We start from the raw sequence: 16,860 nt of genomic DNA, 5'->3' as shown, positions 1-16,860 counted from the left end.
ATAGAGTGAACGCCTCAAGTAAAAAGCCATAACTGCGAGACACTTGCGATCACGCACCAAAGCACCACCATGAGCGGGGATACTCGCCACACAACAAGCAGGGCGAATGCGACCACCGCAATGGCCAAGTCTGCCAGGCTGGTTATTCCACTAGTAAAGATAGGGTTATAAAGGGCTGCTGCCAAGAGGCCAACAACCGCTGCGTTGACTCCGGCAATGGCTCGGCCTGCGGTCGGATTGCTTGAGACAGCACTCCAGAAAGGCAGAACTCCAGCCATCAAAAGAAACCCGGGAAGAAACATGAAGACCAACGCCGTAGCGGCCATAAGGTAGGTGTTCTCCTCAGGTGAAATAACAGCACCCAGGTAGGCCGAGAAGGAGAACATGGGCCCGGGAACCGCCTGGGCGGCACCGTAGCCAGCCAGAAATTGCTCGGGTGCAACCCAGGCCGTTGATACAACCGAATCCTGAAGCAGAGGCAGTACAACATGCCCACCGCCGAACACCAGTGCACCCGCCCGATAGAACGCCTCTGCAACTGAAGCAAAATCCGGATCGCCCGTTGCAATAAATGGTAAGCCAAACAGCAGCCCGGCAAAAATCAACAGCAGAACCCCGCCGGTGCGAGGGCCGTAGGAAATCAAAAACCCACTCTCACTCTTTGGTGCGGATACTCCACGGAGAAAAAACACACCAACAACACCAGCGATCATGACCACGGCAAGCTGGGAAAATGCCGAAGAGGCAACCAGTAACGCTGCCGCTGACAACACGGCAATAGCCCTTCTGGGCATATCGGGGCACAACTTCTTGGACATGCCTAAAACGGCATCGGCAACCACCGCACAGGCTACAAGCTTTAAACCGTGAATTGCGGCCCCTCCGACAGCACCGGAGAGCAAAGGCAACGCAGCTGCAAAAGCCACAAGCAGAAGCGCCGACGGCAAGGTAAACGCAACAAAGGCCGCAAGCGCGCCCAACGAGCCGGCACGAAGCAAACCAAGCGCAAACCCTAGCTGGCTGCTGGCCGGGCCCGGCAGGAACTGGCTAATGGCAAGCAATTGCCCGAATTGCTCATCACTCAGCCAGCGGCGACGCTCAACTATCTCCGTTCTGAAGTAACCCAAGTGTGCGACTGGCCCACCGAAAGACGTCAGGCCGAGCTTCAAGAACACCAGGAAAACTTCAGAAACTCGCATCAGTTCCTAGCCTTTCGACTTGTGATCACTGGAAGCCAGCGCGTAATCAATCCCCGCACACACAGCTGCTACCTGCGCGGCATTGCATTGCTCAGGCGTCACACTGGCACTGTCGGGATAAACTTCGGTGGTGGTTTTGTAGGGTGCACTGGTGATACTGGCGCACAAACCCAGCTGCGAAAGCGGGTACTGAATAACGCCTCGGGCAACCACTGGCGAACCGAATATCTCGCCTTTGGCATCAGCCGGAGCAATATGAGTAACCTGCTCCACCGCCGCGATCAACGCCTGCTGGAATTCTGGCTGCGGATTCTCGCTGTCATCAACCAGATAGAAGCCATCGGGAATCTCACCCGGCTCGAACGGCTTGCCATCCCGGGCTGCTAACGCAGGGCGAAACTCGCTTTCATCAGAATCGGTCGTCTCGTGCAGATCCATGTGCAGTACCACACGGTCGCGGATCGGCTCTATCAGCTGCATAAGTGCCGCCGACTCCCCCGCTGCGCTGTTTTGGTGGAAGGAGCGGTTCGGGTCGATGGCATCTGCGTTCCAGCGGTGGATACGCTCATATGCCCAAGGGCTAACACAAGGGGCGACCAGCAAGTTGATGCGGCCCGCGTAATCTTCCCCGTGCTGATCCACAAACTGCAGCGCGCCATGCACACCGCTGGTTTCATAGCCATGTACCCCGCCGGTAATCAGGACAACCGGCAAATTGTCACGCCAGTCGCGGCTTCGGATCGCCATCAGGGGATATGTCTCAGAGCCATAGTTCAGGCGGCCATACTCCTCCAAATCGAAGCGGGAGCCCAGGCCTTCGATTACACTCAACACCTCAGCTTCATAGCTGCGTTGATGGCTCTGCCGGGACAACCACTCGGCGCGTTCCTCATCGCCCCAAGGCGTGCCGGGGGTTCCGATGGGATAGGATTCTGGGGCTGTATTCATCTTACGCTTATCCTCCTTTGGGGGTGTCGCTTGGAAATATCACTAATTCATCGCCTTCCTGCCAGGGCTGAAACTTGACCATGGCCTGCAGGAATACCGGGTGTTCCAGCCAGCTCTTCAGCCATCGCTGAAGATTCGGATAAGGCAGACTGTAAAAAACGTCCCGGTCTACATGGGCGAACTGGCGTACAAAGGGCATGATGCCCACATCTGCGACGCTGATGCTATCCCCAAACAGATAGGTGTTCTCGGTGAGCAGCTTCTCTAACGCCTGCAAAAACACCTCGCCCTGCTGCTGGTATTCCAGCTGGCTCAATTCCGGGTGGCGATCGGCGTATTTATAGCGGTCTAACCAATGCTTGAATTCATTATCGTTACGGTCGATCAGGGCGTTAGCGCTGACCAATTCGGTGCCTAGCAAACCTTGGGGATCACTCTGTTGCAGAGCCCATTCGAGTATTTCCCGACTCTCCTCGATAACCGGCCGGGTAGAGCTGTTATCTGCTGCCAACTCCAGAACAGGAACCGTACCTTTAGGGCTGATCGCCAACATCTGCGCTGGCTTGTTTTTCAGCACTATCTCGCGCAGCTCCACCTTCATTTCGGCAAACAGGATTCCGAGCCGGGCGCGCATGGCGTAAGGGCAACGACGAAAGGAGTACAAACGGTGCAATGAAACAGTGATAATGTTCCTCCAAGTTTTAATGGAAAAATAATACAGTATTAAAAATTAGCCAGGGCATAAATAAACGCAGATAAAAACCATCAAACTCTAGACTAATATTCACCTATTTTTAAGTTATACCCACCCTCATCATCTTCAACTGCATATAAATTAGTTTTATATTCAAAAGTTGATGGATGTGCGTCTAGAACTCTGTGCTCAGCCCAAAACACATGGTTGGCGTCTTTTGAAAAGCGGTCTGCAACAACAGTGAAGGTCTCTGGATCTGCACCAGGAATAGCTGTGCCGTAGTAAAAAACTTGTTTTCCTATGCGGGTAAATGCTTTTTCACTCTGATCCAGAACAACAACATCTTCAGGCTTAACGCCTGCCAGCTTTTCAGTCCTCGAATAGACGTCGTTGTTATAGGTATAGTAGTCGTTAGTAATGTCTTCAACATCATCACTCGGAACGAGAATTACCAATTTCTCGTCTAGATGGAGTGATCTCCACATCCATAGCTTTTGCAGTTCATCTGCGTCGGAGCGACTTATCTCCGATGGCTTTTTATTTTCAACGATACTCCCGTTGTAATATATATGTTTTCTATCTTTTGAAACGGCATCATTGAGTACTTTAAAGGTCTTCGGATCGCTTCCCGGAATAGGTAAATTAAAGTAATAAGCTTGATGTTTATCTTTCCTGTAATATGGAGAAATAACCGTGAAGCCTTCAGGTACCATGCCGTCAACTACTTTCCCATGAGAATAAACACGAAAATCGTCCTTCGCATATTCGTCGTTGATAGGTTTGAAGCTGCCAGCTTCATCACTAATAACCTCACCATTATAAAGTACTTGTTCACCATGCCTGATGTATCTATCGTTAGCATCAGAAATTACCGCAGGGGTCACTTTACGTGGGATTTTTATGTCGATGTAATAATATATGTAATTCTTATCCATGGCGTATGAGCCAATAAGGTAAGAGAAAGACGCTGGATCGGCTTCATCAATGACCTCTCCATAGCAGAAAACTTTACCATTACTAATAAGGTAGCCTGAATTAGCACTGTTTTTTTCAAATTCTGATTCAACAAACTCTACTGAGCTTGGGTTAGCCCCTGCAACAGGTTTTCCGTCGTAATAGACATTATTTATGTCCTTTGCGTAGGACTGATCAACCACCTCAAAAGTGTCAGGATCCGCTCCCTCAATTTCTGCACCCCCAATTTGAAAGAAGTTGCCATCCATAACATAAATTACTTTGTTGTCGCGCATGTAATATTGATTACTGACTTTACTGTCATAAGCGATAGCGTTATATGTACCTGGATTACTCACATAAAATGAAAAAGCAGCAAATACAACAGCACAAACTATAAATATAACTAAAAATGCAATTCCAATCCAAACTAGAACTTTCATTCAATTATTCCAAATGTTATAGATTATATTGGCACGCCAGACAATGCGAAGATTTCATGGGCGGCCAGCACCAACTGCAGCTCCCCAGGCTCATTCATGAACGTCGCTTTCGCAGCTCGAGCCCCAGAGCTCATATCTATTGCAAGCTCCGCCAGATCCCGAAGGCTGTCATGCAAGCAAGACACGTCGCGCGCTATCTCTCCATCACCATCAGAAATAGCTATTTTGGCCCACCCCGCGTCTTCAACAATATAGGATATAGATAGACTCAATTTTTTTCCTGGATAGCGCTTAGGTAGCCGGCACCGTAGCACCAGCGAAGGGAACCAAAAGCGGCGAGCTTGTTAAATTCTTACCCGACAACGGTAGGTGGCAGGTAGATGGTAAATTCATTTATTGGCTCTATTAAAACGCTATAAGGAGCGCTTTGCTCTTCTGCTTCAACGATGCCCAGATCAGACAAAAGCTTGAAGTTAGCCGACTTTAGTTTAGCTGGCTTAGCTTTAAGCTCTTTGTGCCACACCCGATATGTACCTAGCTTGTTGTCTCTTCGATAATAGAAACCGGCAAGCGGGTGTGTGAGATAAACCAATGCCGACTCAACATCAGGAAAACCAGGAAATTGAAACTCGTCGGATTCTGATTGAACCAGTTCAACTGAAGCTTCGGCCCAACTGGATGATGTTTCCATGCGGTACTTTTCATACAACCCGGTTGAGTCATTAAAGCAACAATCGAAATGTACGCTTCCGGCATGCCACGGCAAATTCCATAGATATCTGGGGACCGCTAAAGCCCACGAATCAAGCGTTGTGCCAAGGAACCATACGCAACGTTCACTAGTCGCAGTATCAATAATATAAATACGATAGTTTGTCTGCCCCATAGTAAATTTTGGGAACGGGAACACAGCTGAAGTGAAATCGACATCAATAAAGGGGACTACTGATATTAACCCCATATCTTGACCGTCCACTTCTACTACATCTAGTTGAAATCGGTCAGGGAATATCCCTTTGAACCTCTCCGCTGGAACAGCATAAGTTATGATCGCGAAATGCTTCAGGCCACAGAGCACGTCTATGCCTCTCGGCTTCGGTCTCTCTATCAGATAATCTATCAGCTTTCGCGATTCTTGCACGATGCTTCCTTGAATTTGGACTTTGGACTTGCACTTCCCCCGATGCGTGTCTACTGAAGTGGGGGAAGTCCAGAACAACCTTCATGGCCTTGTTATGTTTTTAATCTGGAACACAGTCATGAGTCCAGAAAATATCGTCTATTTCGAGGGCTTCCAGATCGCCTTCAATTTTTTCATACAACTTTATCTTTGGGTGTGCCTCAATATATGCACGGAGGTGCTGCCTAAAGTAAGCCATTGCATTGACTAACACATCAAAATCAGACCATGCCTCAATGGTTTTTTTAATGCTTGGGTATGCTGGGTTAGTTTCGTTCTTCTCTCTTTCTTCAATCTCTACGCAGCGCGTCATGCTGCGATTATGAATTTCTGGAAAGCCCGTTATCTCAGCTTCAATTGTGTAGTGATCAGAACATAATTTATTAATGACTGACATCTCGAACCAAAGCTCGTCTACTTTGCGGCGAGTTTTACCATAATATAATGATTTCTTGATGCTCATGCAGTCCTCGCTAGAACATAACGCCTTGCTCACCGGTGGAGAAAATTGGCCCGTACTTTTACTCTGCAAAAATCGGGACAGTTTGCGGAATCCGTGTGCAGCAACTTGTTAACTTTGTTGCTTCTTATTTTTAAATATTTTGGCTAATAAATCAGCCCATTTTGATACTGAAGATTCAAGCCCACTATTCATGCTATCCATGATGGTTTTATTAAATTTCAGTGTCGTAGCATCATTTAGAAATTTTCCATATTTTTTCAAATTGTTCGTTTCAATATTTCTATATGAATATAAAAAAGAAATAGTAACCATTTGCTTTATTGCTGCACGTGTTTGCTCGCTTGCAGCGTCCATTTGAGCTTTAAATGGTTCTATATTTAATGGTGCGTCTGGCTGCATTGCAGTCATGATTGCTGAGTAAACTGCAATACCAGTATGTTCTTGTATACCCATTGTCATCTCAGTTGCACCCATTAATACATCAAGTCTGTTGGCAAATTCGACTCGCTCTGAATTTTCCAATAGAGATTGTGCCGATTGCATCATCTTTTGGTATGCTTCAGGGGTAGATGCACTTTCTTCAGCGCGTGTAATCTCTCTCCCTAAATCAGACTCATACCAAGCCAATAGTTTCTTTGCCTCTTTTTCATTAATCGATTTTTTTTAAAGAGATCCTGATTCCCTCAATGATTTCTGAGGGTACAATCGATTCATCTGCACTGTTTACCATTGAACGATATTGAGCATCAGGGATTGGAGTGCCTTGTTGTTTAGCTTGCTCCATGCCTGCATTGATCAAGCCTGGAAATTGATCGACTTGCATTGCTAAGCCTGACAAGTCCAACAATTTATTTATTGATTCATCGGAAACATCAGCATAGCTTAAAGACGACGAAAATAAGAATATTGCTACTAGCAATAGTTTGTATTGATGTTTGATCATGGTTAATCCATTTAGTGTGATTAAAAGTTAACGCCTGCCATCACCGGTGACAAAATCGCAGCGAAGCGGAGGGTTTGGCATCCGGTGCATGGCGTGGTTATGTGGTGACTTACTCCTACGGTTTCGGGCCTACAACCTTACCAGCCATCTAGCTTCACACCGTTCTCTTTGAGGTAGTCGCCTTCCCTCTCGAGATACTCATTTACCCACTGAGTATAATCTGATTCTTGGTTATCATATGGTTTGGCTTTAAAGCGACCAACTTCGATAGCATTCTCATGCCGGTTCATAATCCATACTACAACCGTTCCCCCTGGGGCCAAGCCAAGAACCAAAACGTCTCGCGGACGCTCTACTATCTTGCCATAGGCTTCAAAAGAGGCAGTCTCCTTCATTTTCTCCTCGATTTCATCCGGGTTTTCCAGCCGGATCAAAGCCTCATAGGATTGCTGCTCCGCGAACGAGAACCAACGAATTAAAAAAACCTCTGGCATGGTTTGCCAATCCGCCATTGCCCCAAAGGGTTTGTCCCAGCAACAGGACACGATACCAATAGGTGCCCGCCACCCAATGTCCTCAGACAAGGATTCAACGAAAAACTTATCTACCCAGACATCGTAGTGTTTCGGTGCCACCACGCCGATACTTCGGTGGGTTCCATTGGGACCATATTTTTGTCCTTCTGATTCCGTTGGTTCGGAACACCCGACTAGTATCAGAATACAGAGACTGACCACCCAACCCTTGATACTCATAGAAGTCTCCATTTATTCACTCGCTTTTATTCGGGTGAACAGCCCGACGGCCATTTTTCGCAGGCCTGAACGGGTAAAGCGGCCCCATTTCCAGATAATGATCGGAATGATGAATGTATCGTTGTTTGAGTAGAGCTTTTGACTCGGGTGAAAGCAGCAACTCTTGACCGTGCCAGACGTGAGCAGCAATGTTCCTGGCAACGGTTACAAGTTCTTGTGGTATTGAAAAGCCTTTTACATCAGGGTTAATGGACTGGAAAGGCACACCGGCATCGAGAGCCAGCTTGTGAATCAGGTACAGGGGAATTCTGGAGTATTCGCCCCGAACCTTCCGATCAAGCCAAAGGTGCAAAGCGACCTTATTTCCGCTCAGGCTCGGCTGGGTGGGAAGCATGGGAAGGCGCTTTTGTTCGATGTCCAGGCTGGCCAATGGATTGTGCGATCCGATCCAGCCCTCAGCCTTGATCAGGGATCGTTGTTGCAGCATACGGGAAAACTCAAAGCTGGCCTCTGGATTCCGACGGTCTTTACCCGTGATGACTTCCGGAGGGCGAACTTCAATTCGCTCCTGAAAGCTGTCTGGATATCCCCCTCCAATATCCGAGTGAACGCCCGGCAGAACCCACTCACTGAAATTTTCTGGCAAAGTGCCTGACTCACTTCTCAGGCTGTTTAACGAAAAGTTGTGCCGGCGCTCATCCCGCGCAACAAACTGGACGGCCCGCTGAACATGCTCCGGTTTTACGTTGACGTTGATGCGCCCCGTTTTTCCGTCGTGAGCGGAAAAATCCAGATTGCCGACATCGGCAACGCCGGCAACGGTGTCGAATAACCCCAGGAACCGAACTGTCACTTTCTTAGGCCATGGGATATCCTCTCGCTCGAACGCTCTGACCAGCGCACCTTTGTACTCACCGTATAAAGAGCCCGTGGTGTCGTATACTTCTCGGCTGACAAAATGCCGTGCTGTTGCCGCGCCCCGACTAAAACCAAAGACATCCAGAACCAGCTCATCTAGTGGCTCGTAAACAGAGCGACTAAGTTGTAATACGAAGTCTGCGGCCCCCTCCTCAACTTTTCTGAGGATGCCCTGTTCCCCAAGACCTAACCCCATACTCAAACCATCGTCGGGCTCACCGAACTTGGTACCCACTCCCGAAACATAAACAGACAGCCGGTGAGTTGGGGTACCGTCTTGTTCTATGGTGTCCTTGAAATAAAGCGTTTCCAGCTTGGAGACATTGGTTTCCGCATTGAGATAACTGCCTTCCATCACCTGCGACAGTTCGGCACTGCACTCGTCTTCGGAGATGGCCCCGGCTGCATTAGCTGTGAGGCATTCATCCATCTGCCGCTGATAGCTTTGGGTATTATCGCGATTATTGCCAGTGCCATCGAAAAAGATGCCAGCCTCTACCCGGACCTTGGGGAGGTTCTCTTCTTCGGGCGAATCCTCTGGCGATTCGTCAGAAACACCTTCGTCGATCAATGCGCCTTTCTGAGCAGCTTTGCGTACAAACTCTTGTGGATCTGTGTCCAGCAATTCTTTAGCGGCAGGAGTAAGCTGGCCTTTGTCATCCAGTGCGCCAGCCATGGCGAAGTCCACAACCGGTGCGGTGGTGGTGGCAACGCCAAGTATTACTCGCTGATTACCACTGACAATGGAACCACCATGACTGGTAGGGCTGCCAAGGTACGCCACAGGCATACCATCGGCCAACGCCAATGGATAGCCCTGGGTAATGACAGCGCCGCAACCGGTGACATCACCCACTCGGGCAATCGGTTTGCCTTCAACGAGGATGCTGGAGCCGTTCGGCATGATGGGGGAAGAGCCGTGCCCTTTGATCGGGCAAACGTGCATGTCGCCAACGCAGGCGGCAATCAGATTGCTCATGGTAAGAGTTCCTTTCAGTATAAAGTAGCTTCCTGGCTACCTGTGGTTAAACCTTGTTCAAAACCCGCGATATTAACATGGTTGGCACCACATAACGCCCGCCATCACCGGTGACAAAACCGTAGCGAAGCGGAGGGTTTGGCATCCGGTGCATGGCTTGGTTATGTGGTGACTTGCTCCCAATTTCTAATCACGACAGCTACCAGTCATCCACTGGTATACCGTGCTCATATATATACTCCTGACTGTCGCGTTTATATCGTTCGGTGATCTCACGGTAATGCTCGGGGTGTGTTTCTATTTTTCGAGCCGAATAGCGCCCCACCTCAATTGCATTTTTCCCAACATTCATGATCCAGAGGACCACCGTTCCTCCCGGTGCCAGGCCAAGAACTAATGTGTCTCTAGGCTCAAGCATTGTTTTACCATATCTTTCATACGGTGCCGGCTCTTTCATCTTTTCCACAATTTCAGCGGCGTTTTCCAATCTGATAACAGCCTCATAGGATTGTTGCTCCGCGAACGAAAACCATCGAATAAGGAACAACTCGGGGGTTGTCTGCCACTCTGCGCGTGATAGCGGAGGGCTTTTCCAGCAACAAGTGACGATCCCAAAGGGACGACGCCACCCGATATCTTCTGACAGCGACTCGATAAAAAATTTATCCACCCAGACATCGTAGTGTTCCGGGGCAACTACCCCGATACTCCGATAATTAGAATTGGGGCCATACGCAGTCACTTCCGACTCACTCTGATCCGAACACCCCAGCAGCGCGAGGACACAGAAGCTAATAGCAAGCGTCTTAATACTCATGATATTCCCCCTCTGACCATTGCCCCTTATTCGGATGGACGGTTCGGCGGCCATACTTGCCGGGCTTGAACGGGTACAACGGGCCAAGCTTCAGGTAATGATCGGAATGGTGAATATATCGTTGTTTTAGCAACGCTTTGGATTCTGGGCTCAGCAGTAGCGGGCCGCCATGCCAGACATGAGCTGCGAGGTTTCTGGCGATAGTCATAAGTTCCGGCGGCAAAACCAGCTGAGGATTTTCCGTGGGTATAGGATCGAATGGCACACCAGCATCCACCGCCAACTTGTGCATCAGATACAGCGGAATACGGGAGTATTCACCGCGAACTTCGCGGTCCAACCAAAGGCGAAGTGTTATGTCACCGCCGGGCAAGCCGGGTGGGCGTTCCTGTTCAATCTCAAGTGTGGCGAGTGGGTTCAGTGGCCCAATCCAACCCTCGTTTTTGATCAGCGCACGTTCCTGCAACATACGGGAGAATTCAAAACTGGCTTCGGGATTCCGACGATCCTTTCCTTTGACAACCAAGGGCGGACGAACTTCAACCCGTTCTCGATAGCGATCCGGATAACCGCCGCCAATATCGGAGTGAACACCCGGAAGCACCCATTCGCTGAAGTGGTCCGGCAAGTTGCCGGACTCACTCCGGAGGCTGTTGAGTGAGAAGTTGTGGCGGCGCTCATCCCGTGCGGCAAACTGAACGACCCGTTCGGCATCCTTCGGCCGTAGGTTGACGTTGATACGGCCGGTTTCTGCATCATGAGCAGATAAGTCGAGATTGCCGATATCGGCAATCCCTGCAACAGTATCGAAAAGGCCGACAAAGCGAACGGTAACTTTCTTGGGCCATGGGATGCCCTGCCGCTCAAATGCTCTGACTAAAGCCCCTTTGTATTCACCGTATAAGGAGCCCGTTGTATCCCGCACCTCCCGGCTAACAAAATGCCGGGCGGTGGCCGCGCCACGGCTAAAGCCAAAAACGTCAAGTATTAGCTCGTCAACCGACGCGTCCACAGCACGTTTGAAACTAACGGCTAAATCATTGCTGCCTTCTTCGATTTTCTTCAGTATGCCTTGTTCGCCCAATCCAAGCCCCATACTCGGACCGTCGTCGGGCTCGCCGGACTTAGTCCCAACTCCCGATACATAAGTTGATAGCCGGTAGACCCTTTCGCCGGTCTCACTTTGGCCTCCTTCACGCTGGTAAAGGTTTTCCAGTTTGGAGACATTGGTTTCCGCATTGAGATAACTGCCTTCCATCACCTGCGACAGTTCGGCACTGCACTCGTCTTCGGAGATGGCCCCGGCTGCATTAGCTGTGAGGCATTCATCCATCTGCCGCTGATAGCTTTGGGTATTATCGCGATTATTGCCAGTGCCATCGAAAAAGATGCCAGCCTCTACCCGGACTTTAGAACGCTCCTCTTCTTCGGAGGCATGATCCTGTGACTGCTCTGGTAGACCCTCATCAATCAAGGCACCTTTCTGGGCAGCCTTGCGAACAAATTCCTGTGGGTCTTTGTCCAGCAGCTCTTTGGCGGCAGGGGTAAGCTGGCCTTTATCATCCAGTGCGCCAGCCATGGCGAAGTCCACAACCGGTGCGGTGGTGGTGGCAACGCCAAGTATTATTCGCTGATTACCACTGACAATGGAACCACCATGACTGGTCGGGCTGCCAAGGTACGCCACAGGCATACCATCGGCCAACGCCAATGGATAGCCCTGGGTAATGACAGCGCCGCAACCGGTGACATCACCCACTCGGGCAATCGGTTTGCCTTCAACGAGGATGCTGGAGCCGTTCGGCATGATGGGGGAAGAGCCGTGCCCTTTGACCGGGCAAACGTGCATGTCGCCAACGCAGGCGGCAATCAGATTGCTCATGGTAAGAGTTCCTTTCAGTAAAAAGTAGCTTCCTGGCTACCTGTGGTTAAACCTTGTTCAAAACCCGCGATATTAACATGGTTGGCACCACATAACGCCCGCCATCACCGGTGGCAAAACCGTAGCGAAGCGGAGGGTTTGGCATCCGGTGCATGGCCTGGTTATGTGGTTGCCTACTCCCAAGCTACCAACCTTCATATCGAATTCCATGTTTTTCCAAGTAATCCCCCTGCCTTTCAAGGTAACTCTTGGTACGAACTGTGTAGTCCTCTCCCTTCTTTTCGTGATCATACGGCTTGGCCTTGAAACGCCCAACTTCAATGGCATTCTCACCCCGGTTCATGATCCAAGCAACCACCGTTCCGCCTGGTGCCAAGCCAAGAACAAGGTTGTATCGCGGGCGTTCCACCATCTCGCCAAAGCGCTCGAATGCGGCAACTTCCTTCATCTTTTCTTCGATCTCGTCCGGGTTTTCCAGTCGGATCAGGGCCTCATAGGATTCTTGCTCTGCAAACGAAAACCAGCGGATAAGGAAGACTTCCGGCATCGTTTGCCATTCAGCCGAAGCCCCGTGTGGTTTTTTCCAGCAACAGGATACAATCCCAATAGGCGCCCGCCAGCCAATGTCCTCGGACAAGGATTCAACAAAGAACTTATCCACCCAAACATCGTAGTGTTTCGGTGCTACGACATTGATGTTGCGATATGTGCTGTTGGGGCCGTGCCTTGGCCCCTCTGATTCCGTTGGTTCCGAACACCCAACCAGTGCCAGAATACAGAGACTGATCATCCAACGCTTGATACTCATAGAAGTCTCCATTTATTCACTGGTTTTATTCGGGTAAACAGCCCGCCGGCCATTTTTTGCAGGCCTGAACGGGTAAAGCGGCCCCATTTCCAAATAATGATCAGAATGATGAATGTACCGTTGCTTGAGCAGCGCTTTGGATTCAGGAGACAGCCGCAAGTCTTGGCCGTGCCAGACGTGAGCGGCAAGGTTTCTGGCAACAGTTACAAGTTCTTGAGGTAGAGAATAAGAAGCATCTGTCGGATCAATTTGATCAAAAGGCACTCCGGCATCGAGAGCCAGCTTGTGAATCAGGTACAGAGGAATTCTGGAGTATTCTCCCCGAACTTCTCGGTCCAGCCATAGGTGCAGAGCGACGTCATTTCCGCTCAGACTCGGCTGAGTGGGCAGCATGGGCAGGCGCTTTTGTTCGATGTCCAAGCTGGCCAATGGATTGAGGGAACCGATCCAGCCCTCGGCCTTGATCAGGGCTCGTTCCTGCAACATGCGAGAGAACTCAAAACTGGCCTCTGGATTTCGACGATCCTTGCCCGTGATCACTAACGGCGGACGCACTTCAATTCGCTCATGGAATTGTTCTGGATATCCTCCGCCAATGTCGGAATGCGCACCAGGCAAAACCCATTCGCTAAAATTCCCGGGCAAATTGCCCGATTCACTTCGCAGGCTGTTTAACGAGAAGTTGTGCCGGCGCTCATCTCTCGCAACAAACTGGACGGCCCGCTGGACATGCTCCGGTTTTACATTGACGTTGATACGTCCCGTTTCCGCATCGTGAGCGGAAAAATCGAGATTGCCCACATCGGCAACTCCAGCCACGGTGTCAAATAAACCCAGAAAACGAACCGTTACCTTCTCAGGCCATGGGATGCCTTCCCGCTCGAACGCTTTGACCAATGCCCCTTTGTATTCGCCGTACAGGGAGCCCGTTGTGTCAAACACTTCCCGGCTGACAAAATGCCGTGCCGTTGCCGCGCCCCTGCTAAAACCGAACACATCGATGATCAATTCATCAACGGGATCATTGACCCTGTTGGCAACCTCCAGAGTGAGCTTCTCGGCACCATCTTCAATTTTCCTGAGGATGCCTTGCTCTCCCAGCCCCAAGCCCATACTTTGGCCATCATCCAGTTCACCAAACTTGGTGCCCACGCCTGAAATATAAACGGAGAGCCGGTAAGTAGGAGAACCGTCTTGTTCTATGGTGTCCTTGAAATAAAGCGTTTCCAGCTTTGACACGTTGGTTTCGGCATTAAGATAACTGCCTTCCATCACCTGCGACAGTTCACTGCTGCACTCTTCTTCCGAGATGGCTCCGGCGGCATTGGCCGTCAGACAGTCGTCAAGTTCCTGCTGGTAAGCGCGGGTGTTGCCACGATTATTACCTGTACCATCGAAAAAGATGCCAGCTTCTACCCGAACCCTGGGGCGATCTTCTTCGGCGGGGGAATCTTCCGGTTCTTCGTCCGGCAAGCCTTCGTCAATCAACGCACCTTTCTGAGCGGCTTTGCGTACAAACTCCTGCGGGTCTTTGTCCAGCAACTGCTTGGCGGCGGGGGTAAGCTGACCTTTGTCATCCAATGCGCCAGCCATGGCAAAATCGACTACCGGTGCTGTGGTTGTGGCAACACCCAGTATGACTCGCTGATTACCGCTGACAATGGAGCCGCCATGGCTGGTTGGGCTGCCAAGGTAGGCCACCGGCATACCGTCGGCCAACGCCAGCGGGTAGCCTTGGGTAATAACCGCACCGCAGCCGGTAACATCCACCCGAGCAATAGGTTTGCCTTCAACAAGGATGCTGGAGCCGTTCGGCATGATGGGGGAAGAGCCGTGCCCTTTGATCGGGCAAACGTGCATGTCGCCAACGCAGGCGGCAATCAGATTGCTCATGTTCAGAGTTCCTTTCAGTAAAAAGTAGCTTCCTGGCTACCCGTGATTAAACATGGTTTAAAACCCGTAAGCGTAGCATGGTTGGCACCACATAACGCTTTGGGTAAGCTGCCGGTGCGGAGCGCAGCGTAGTACCGGTCGGCTTCACCCACTGGTTACGTGTAAATTCTCCGCAGCCTGGAGCCTATCGTACCAATCCCAAAGCTCTTCAAAATGCGCCGTTCTAGGTAGCGGATTATTTTCAATAAATTGAGCTTTGAGAAATTGGTTTATATAGGCCTCTCCTGTCCTACGAGGATGGTTTGCGATCCAGGAGCTATAGAAATCCTTCTCGACTCGGTAATGATGTGTGTGAATGAATGGCGACCAGGTCTCGCGAAGGTCATCCTCATCGCGAATATCGATGATCTCAATCTCTTCCATGTTTCTACTATCCACACTACCCCATGCCTTTTTCAGCAGATCGATTGCACTTGCATCAGACACTGGAGCTCCATACCCGAAAATACTGACCATGAACGTATGCTTTAGAAGCTCATCCAGCGTTGACCACTGCTTGGAAATAAAATCATCTAAGTGATAATTCTTTTCTGAGACTGGATAGAGAAGCTTTGTGGGAGTTAACAAGTCATGACATTCATGGCATTGATTGCCATTAACCCCCATCATATGCCCTTTTGGGCAATACCCCACTTCAACGTTTCCATGGAGGAACAAAACCCGAGGCATTTTAAACCGTTGCCCATTTCTACGGATCGCTTGAACCAAAAACGGGTCCCAGTTGAAAGTTGCTATAAAGTCTTTATCTCGAAGAGACAAAACGAGGTGGTCATAGATAGTAGGAGTGTCAGGAAGCTCCATTTCCCGAAAATATTCGTAAACAGCCTCTTCGAGTTCTTCTCTCAGCTTTTCCAATTCAGGATATTTGTGGATTTCTGAGTAAATATCCTCGAAATTATTTGAAGTGAAAGATAGCCCTGAACGCGATACCACATCTTCAATACCTAGCGTTTCGACCAAGTTGTTCATTAAGGGTAGCTTTCGCCCGTGTCGATCACCGTCTGGAAAGGCCGCGTAACTAGCTCCAGCACCTAGAATGACAACGTGCGGCTTACCCATCTCTATTTGTTTTACTTCTTCTTCGGCGGAAACTTCCATATCTTCACCCTTACACGTAACGCCTAGGTAACCGGCGCCGGAGCGCCAGCGGAGGGAATCAAAAGCGGTACGCTTTTGATGTCCGGTTGACCGTATGGTTATGGCTCAACGAGTCAAGCTCCGCTAGAAGAAGTGCTCTTAGTGGCAATGATAGGGCTTTGATCCTGCATGGCAGCATTGCCCGGGAGGACTGTCTTTGCGACAACCACCCCCATGAGCAAACGCCGTCGACGCGAATAAAATGAGAACCAAACTTAGCATTATTTTTTTCATGGTCATTCTCCAGGATTGAGGCGCTTGCGCACGATAAAACCTCCATGTTCTTTGCCTTCCAACTATCTTGGCATAACCTGAAAAATGTAGACGAAATGTACGTAAAACGCCATAACGCTTTTGTTTAGCGGCGACTACGGAGCGCAGCGTAGTAGGCGTCCGGTGTAGGGCCGCTAGGCCCGGAACGCACTACAACAACTGGTTATATTTTGCTTCGGTTGGCTCGATAGATCACATACCCCCAAAAGACAAAACTACCGGAAAGTATTGCCCCAGCAAACAACATTACAAGTGCTACACCCACGACCTCTCCCGGGCTACCATCTTCGCTAAACCAGCCAGCCTGATAAATCACGAAACTAACTATGGGACTGAGGCCTAACAAGCTTGAAAGCGCGCCCACAAAATAGCCCAAGTACTTATTTAGCCTAAAGAAAAGCAGAGATATCCCGAGAACGCCAAGACCCAGTAATACCAAGACACCGATTATTATGGATAGATACACGCAATATTCCCTGAAATATAACGCTTCGATAACCCGCGCAGCTTGCTG

Annotated in this window: 16 protein-coding genes; all 16 read right to left on the bottom strand. The window is 49.9% G+C overall.

Going from position 1 to position 16,860, the window contains the following annotated elements:
• Positions 1-14: 14 nt before the first annotated feature.
• Positions 15-1,199 (bottom strand): chromate efflux transporter, encoded by a 1,185-nt coding sequence (gene chrA / locus AADB16_RS02975; protein ID WP_410801285.1) that lies wholly within the window; start codon positions 1,197-1,199, stop codon positions 15-17.
• 6 nt (positions 1,200-1,205) lie between these two features.
• Entirely contained in the window at positions 1,206-2,147 is a 942-nt protein-coding gene (locus AADB16_RS02970; RefSeq protein ID WP_410801283.1) for a M14 family metallocarboxypeptidase, read from the bottom strand.
• Between the two features lie 7 nt (positions 2,148-2,154).
• Positions 2,155-2,820 carry a glutathione S-transferase gene (locus tag AADB16_RS02965; RefSeq protein ID WP_410801281.1) on the bottom strand — a complete coding sequence of 222 codons (666 nt, stop codon included), beginning with the start codon at positions 2,818-2,820 and terminating at the stop codon, positions 2,155-2,157.
• 104 nt (positions 2,821-2,924) lie between these two features.
• On the bottom strand, positions 2,925-4,238 hold the full coding sequence (locus tag AADB16_RS02960) for a DKNYY domain-containing protein (RefSeq protein WP_410801279.1): 1,314 nt from the start codon (positions 4,236-4,238) through the stop codon (positions 2,925-2,927).
• A gap of 23 nt (positions 4,239-4,261) precedes the next feature.
• The gene (locus tag AADB16_RS02955) at positions 4,262-4,510 is read right to left on the bottom strand and encodes a hypothetical protein (RefSeq protein WP_410801277.1); all 249 of its coding nucleotides are present in this window, start codon (positions 4,508-4,510) and stop codon (positions 4,262-4,264) included.
• 80 nt (positions 4,511-4,590) lie between these two features.
• Complete coding sequence (locus AADB16_RS02950) at positions 4,591-5,379, bottom strand: DUF2071 domain-containing protein (protein ID WP_410801275.1); 789 nt, start codon at positions 5,377-5,379, stop codon at positions 4,591-4,593.
• Positions 5,380-5,479: 100 nt separating this feature from the next.
• Positions 5,480-5,881 (bottom strand): hypothetical protein, encoded by a 402-nt coding sequence (locus AADB16_RS02945; RefSeq protein ID WP_410801273.1) that lies wholly within the window; start codon positions 5,879-5,881, stop codon positions 5,480-5,482.
• Between the two features lie 108 nt (positions 5,882-5,989).
• Entirely contained in the window at positions 5,990-6,508 is a 519-nt protein-coding gene (locus tag AADB16_RS02940; RefSeq protein ID WP_410801271.1) for a hypothetical protein, read from the bottom strand.
• A gap of 22 nt (positions 6,509-6,530) precedes the next feature.
• Positions 6,531-6,824 (bottom strand): hypothetical protein, encoded by a 294-nt coding sequence (locus AADB16_RS02935; protein ID WP_410801269.1) that lies wholly within the window; start codon positions 6,822-6,824, stop codon positions 6,531-6,533.
• A 137-nt stretch (positions 6,825-6,961) separates the two neighbouring features.
• On the bottom strand, positions 6,962-7,579 hold the full coding sequence (locus AADB16_RS02930) for a DUF2931 family protein (protein ID WP_410801267.1): 618 nt from the start codon (positions 7,577-7,579) through the stop codon (positions 6,962-6,964).
• Between the two features lie 16 nt (positions 7,580-7,595).
• Complete coding sequence (locus tag AADB16_RS02925; protein WP_410801265.1) at positions 7,596-9,476, bottom strand: phospholipase effector Tle1 domain-containing protein; 1,881 nt, start codon at positions 9,474-9,476, stop codon at positions 7,596-7,598.
• A gap of 199 nt (positions 9,477-9,675) precedes the next feature.
• Positions 9,676-10,293, bottom strand: a complete 618-nt coding sequence (locus AADB16_RS02920; protein ID WP_310966547.1) for a DUF2931 family protein — start codon at positions 10,291-10,293, stop codon at positions 9,676-9,678.
• Entirely contained in the window at positions 10,283-12,175 is a 1,893-nt protein-coding gene (locus AADB16_RS02915; protein ID WP_410801263.1) for a phospholipase effector Tle1 domain-containing protein, read from the bottom strand. The genes AADB16_RS02920 and AADB16_RS02915 overlap by 11 nt, the downstream gene beginning before the upstream one ends.
• A 184-nt stretch (positions 12,176-12,359) precedes the next feature.
• Positions 12,360-12,983 (bottom strand): DUF2931 family protein, encoded by a 624-nt coding sequence (locus AADB16_RS02910; RefSeq protein WP_292276220.1) that lies wholly within the window; start codon positions 12,981-12,983, stop codon positions 12,360-12,362.
• Positions 12,984-12,995: 12 nt separating this feature from the next.
• Positions 12,996-14,876, bottom strand: a complete 1,881-nt coding sequence (locus AADB16_RS02905; RefSeq protein WP_410801261.1) for a phospholipase effector Tle1 domain-containing protein — start codon at positions 14,874-14,876, stop codon at positions 12,996-12,998.
• Positions 14,877-15,020: 144 nt separating this feature from the next.
• Complete coding sequence (locus AADB16_RS02900; RefSeq protein ID WP_410801259.1) at positions 15,021-16,034, bottom strand: hypothetical protein; 1,014 nt, start codon at positions 16,032-16,034, stop codon at positions 15,021-15,023.
• Between the last annotated feature and the right edge of the window lie 826 nt (positions 16,035-16,860).

The sequence above is a fragment of the Marinobacter sp. KMM 10035 genome (assembly GCF_046537445.1).
Taxonomy (GTDB): Bacteria; Pseudomonadota; Gammaproteobacteria; order Pseudomonadales; family Oleiphilaceae; genus Marinobacter; species Marinobacter sediminicola.
The sequence above is the reverse complement of the archived record's forward strand: the minus strand, read 5'-3'. Positions and strand labels throughout refer to the sequence as shown.

Bases quoted from the DNA above. Each gene is read 5' to 3' on its own strand.
- chrA (WP_410801285.1), bottom strand. From the start codon at position 1,199: ATGCGAGTTTCTGAAGTTTTCCTGGTGTTCTTGAAGCTCGGCCTGACG.
- AADB16_RS02970 (WP_410801283.1), bottom strand. From the start codon at position 2,147: ATGAATACAGCCCCAGAATCCTATCCCATCGGAACCCCCGGCACGCCT.
- AADB16_RS02960 (WP_410801279.1), bottom strand. From the start codon at position 4,238: ATGAAAGTTCTAGTTTGGATTGGAATTGCATTTTTAGTTATATTTATA.
- AADB16_RS02945 (WP_410801273.1), bottom strand. From the start codon at position 5,881: ATGAGCATCAAGAAATCATTATATTATGGTAAAACTCGCCGCAAAGTA.
- AADB16_RS02935 (WP_410801269.1), bottom strand. From the start codon at position 6,824: ATGATCAAACATCAATACAAACTATTGCTAGTAGCAATATTCTTATTT.
- AADB16_RS02930 (WP_410801267.1), bottom strand. From the start codon at position 7,579: ATGAGTATCAAGGGTTGGGTGGTCAGTCTCTGTATTCTGATACTAGTC.
- AADB16_RS02925 (WP_410801265.1), bottom strand. From the start codon at position 9,476: ATGAGCAATCTGATTGCCGCCTGCGTTGGCGACATGCACGTTTGCCCG.
- AADB16_RS02920 (WP_310966547.1), bottom strand. From the start codon at position 10,293: ATGAGTATTAAGACGCTTGCTATTAGCTTCTGTGTCCTCGCGCTGCTG.
- AADB16_RS02915 (WP_410801263.1), bottom strand. From the start codon at position 12,175: ATGAGCAATCTGATTGCCGCCTGCGTTGGCGACATGCACGTTTGCCCG.
- AADB16_RS02910 (WP_292276220.1), bottom strand. From the start codon at position 12,983: ATGAGTATCAAGCGTTGGATGATCAGTCTCTGTATTCTGGCACTGGTT.
- AADB16_RS02905 (WP_410801261.1), bottom strand. From the start codon at position 14,876: ATGAGCAATCTGATTGCCGCCTGCGTTGGCGACATGCACGTTTGCCCG.
- AADB16_RS02900 (WP_410801259.1), bottom strand. From the start codon at position 16,034: ATGGAAGTTTCCGCCGAAGAAGAAGTAAAACAAATAGAGATGGGTAAG.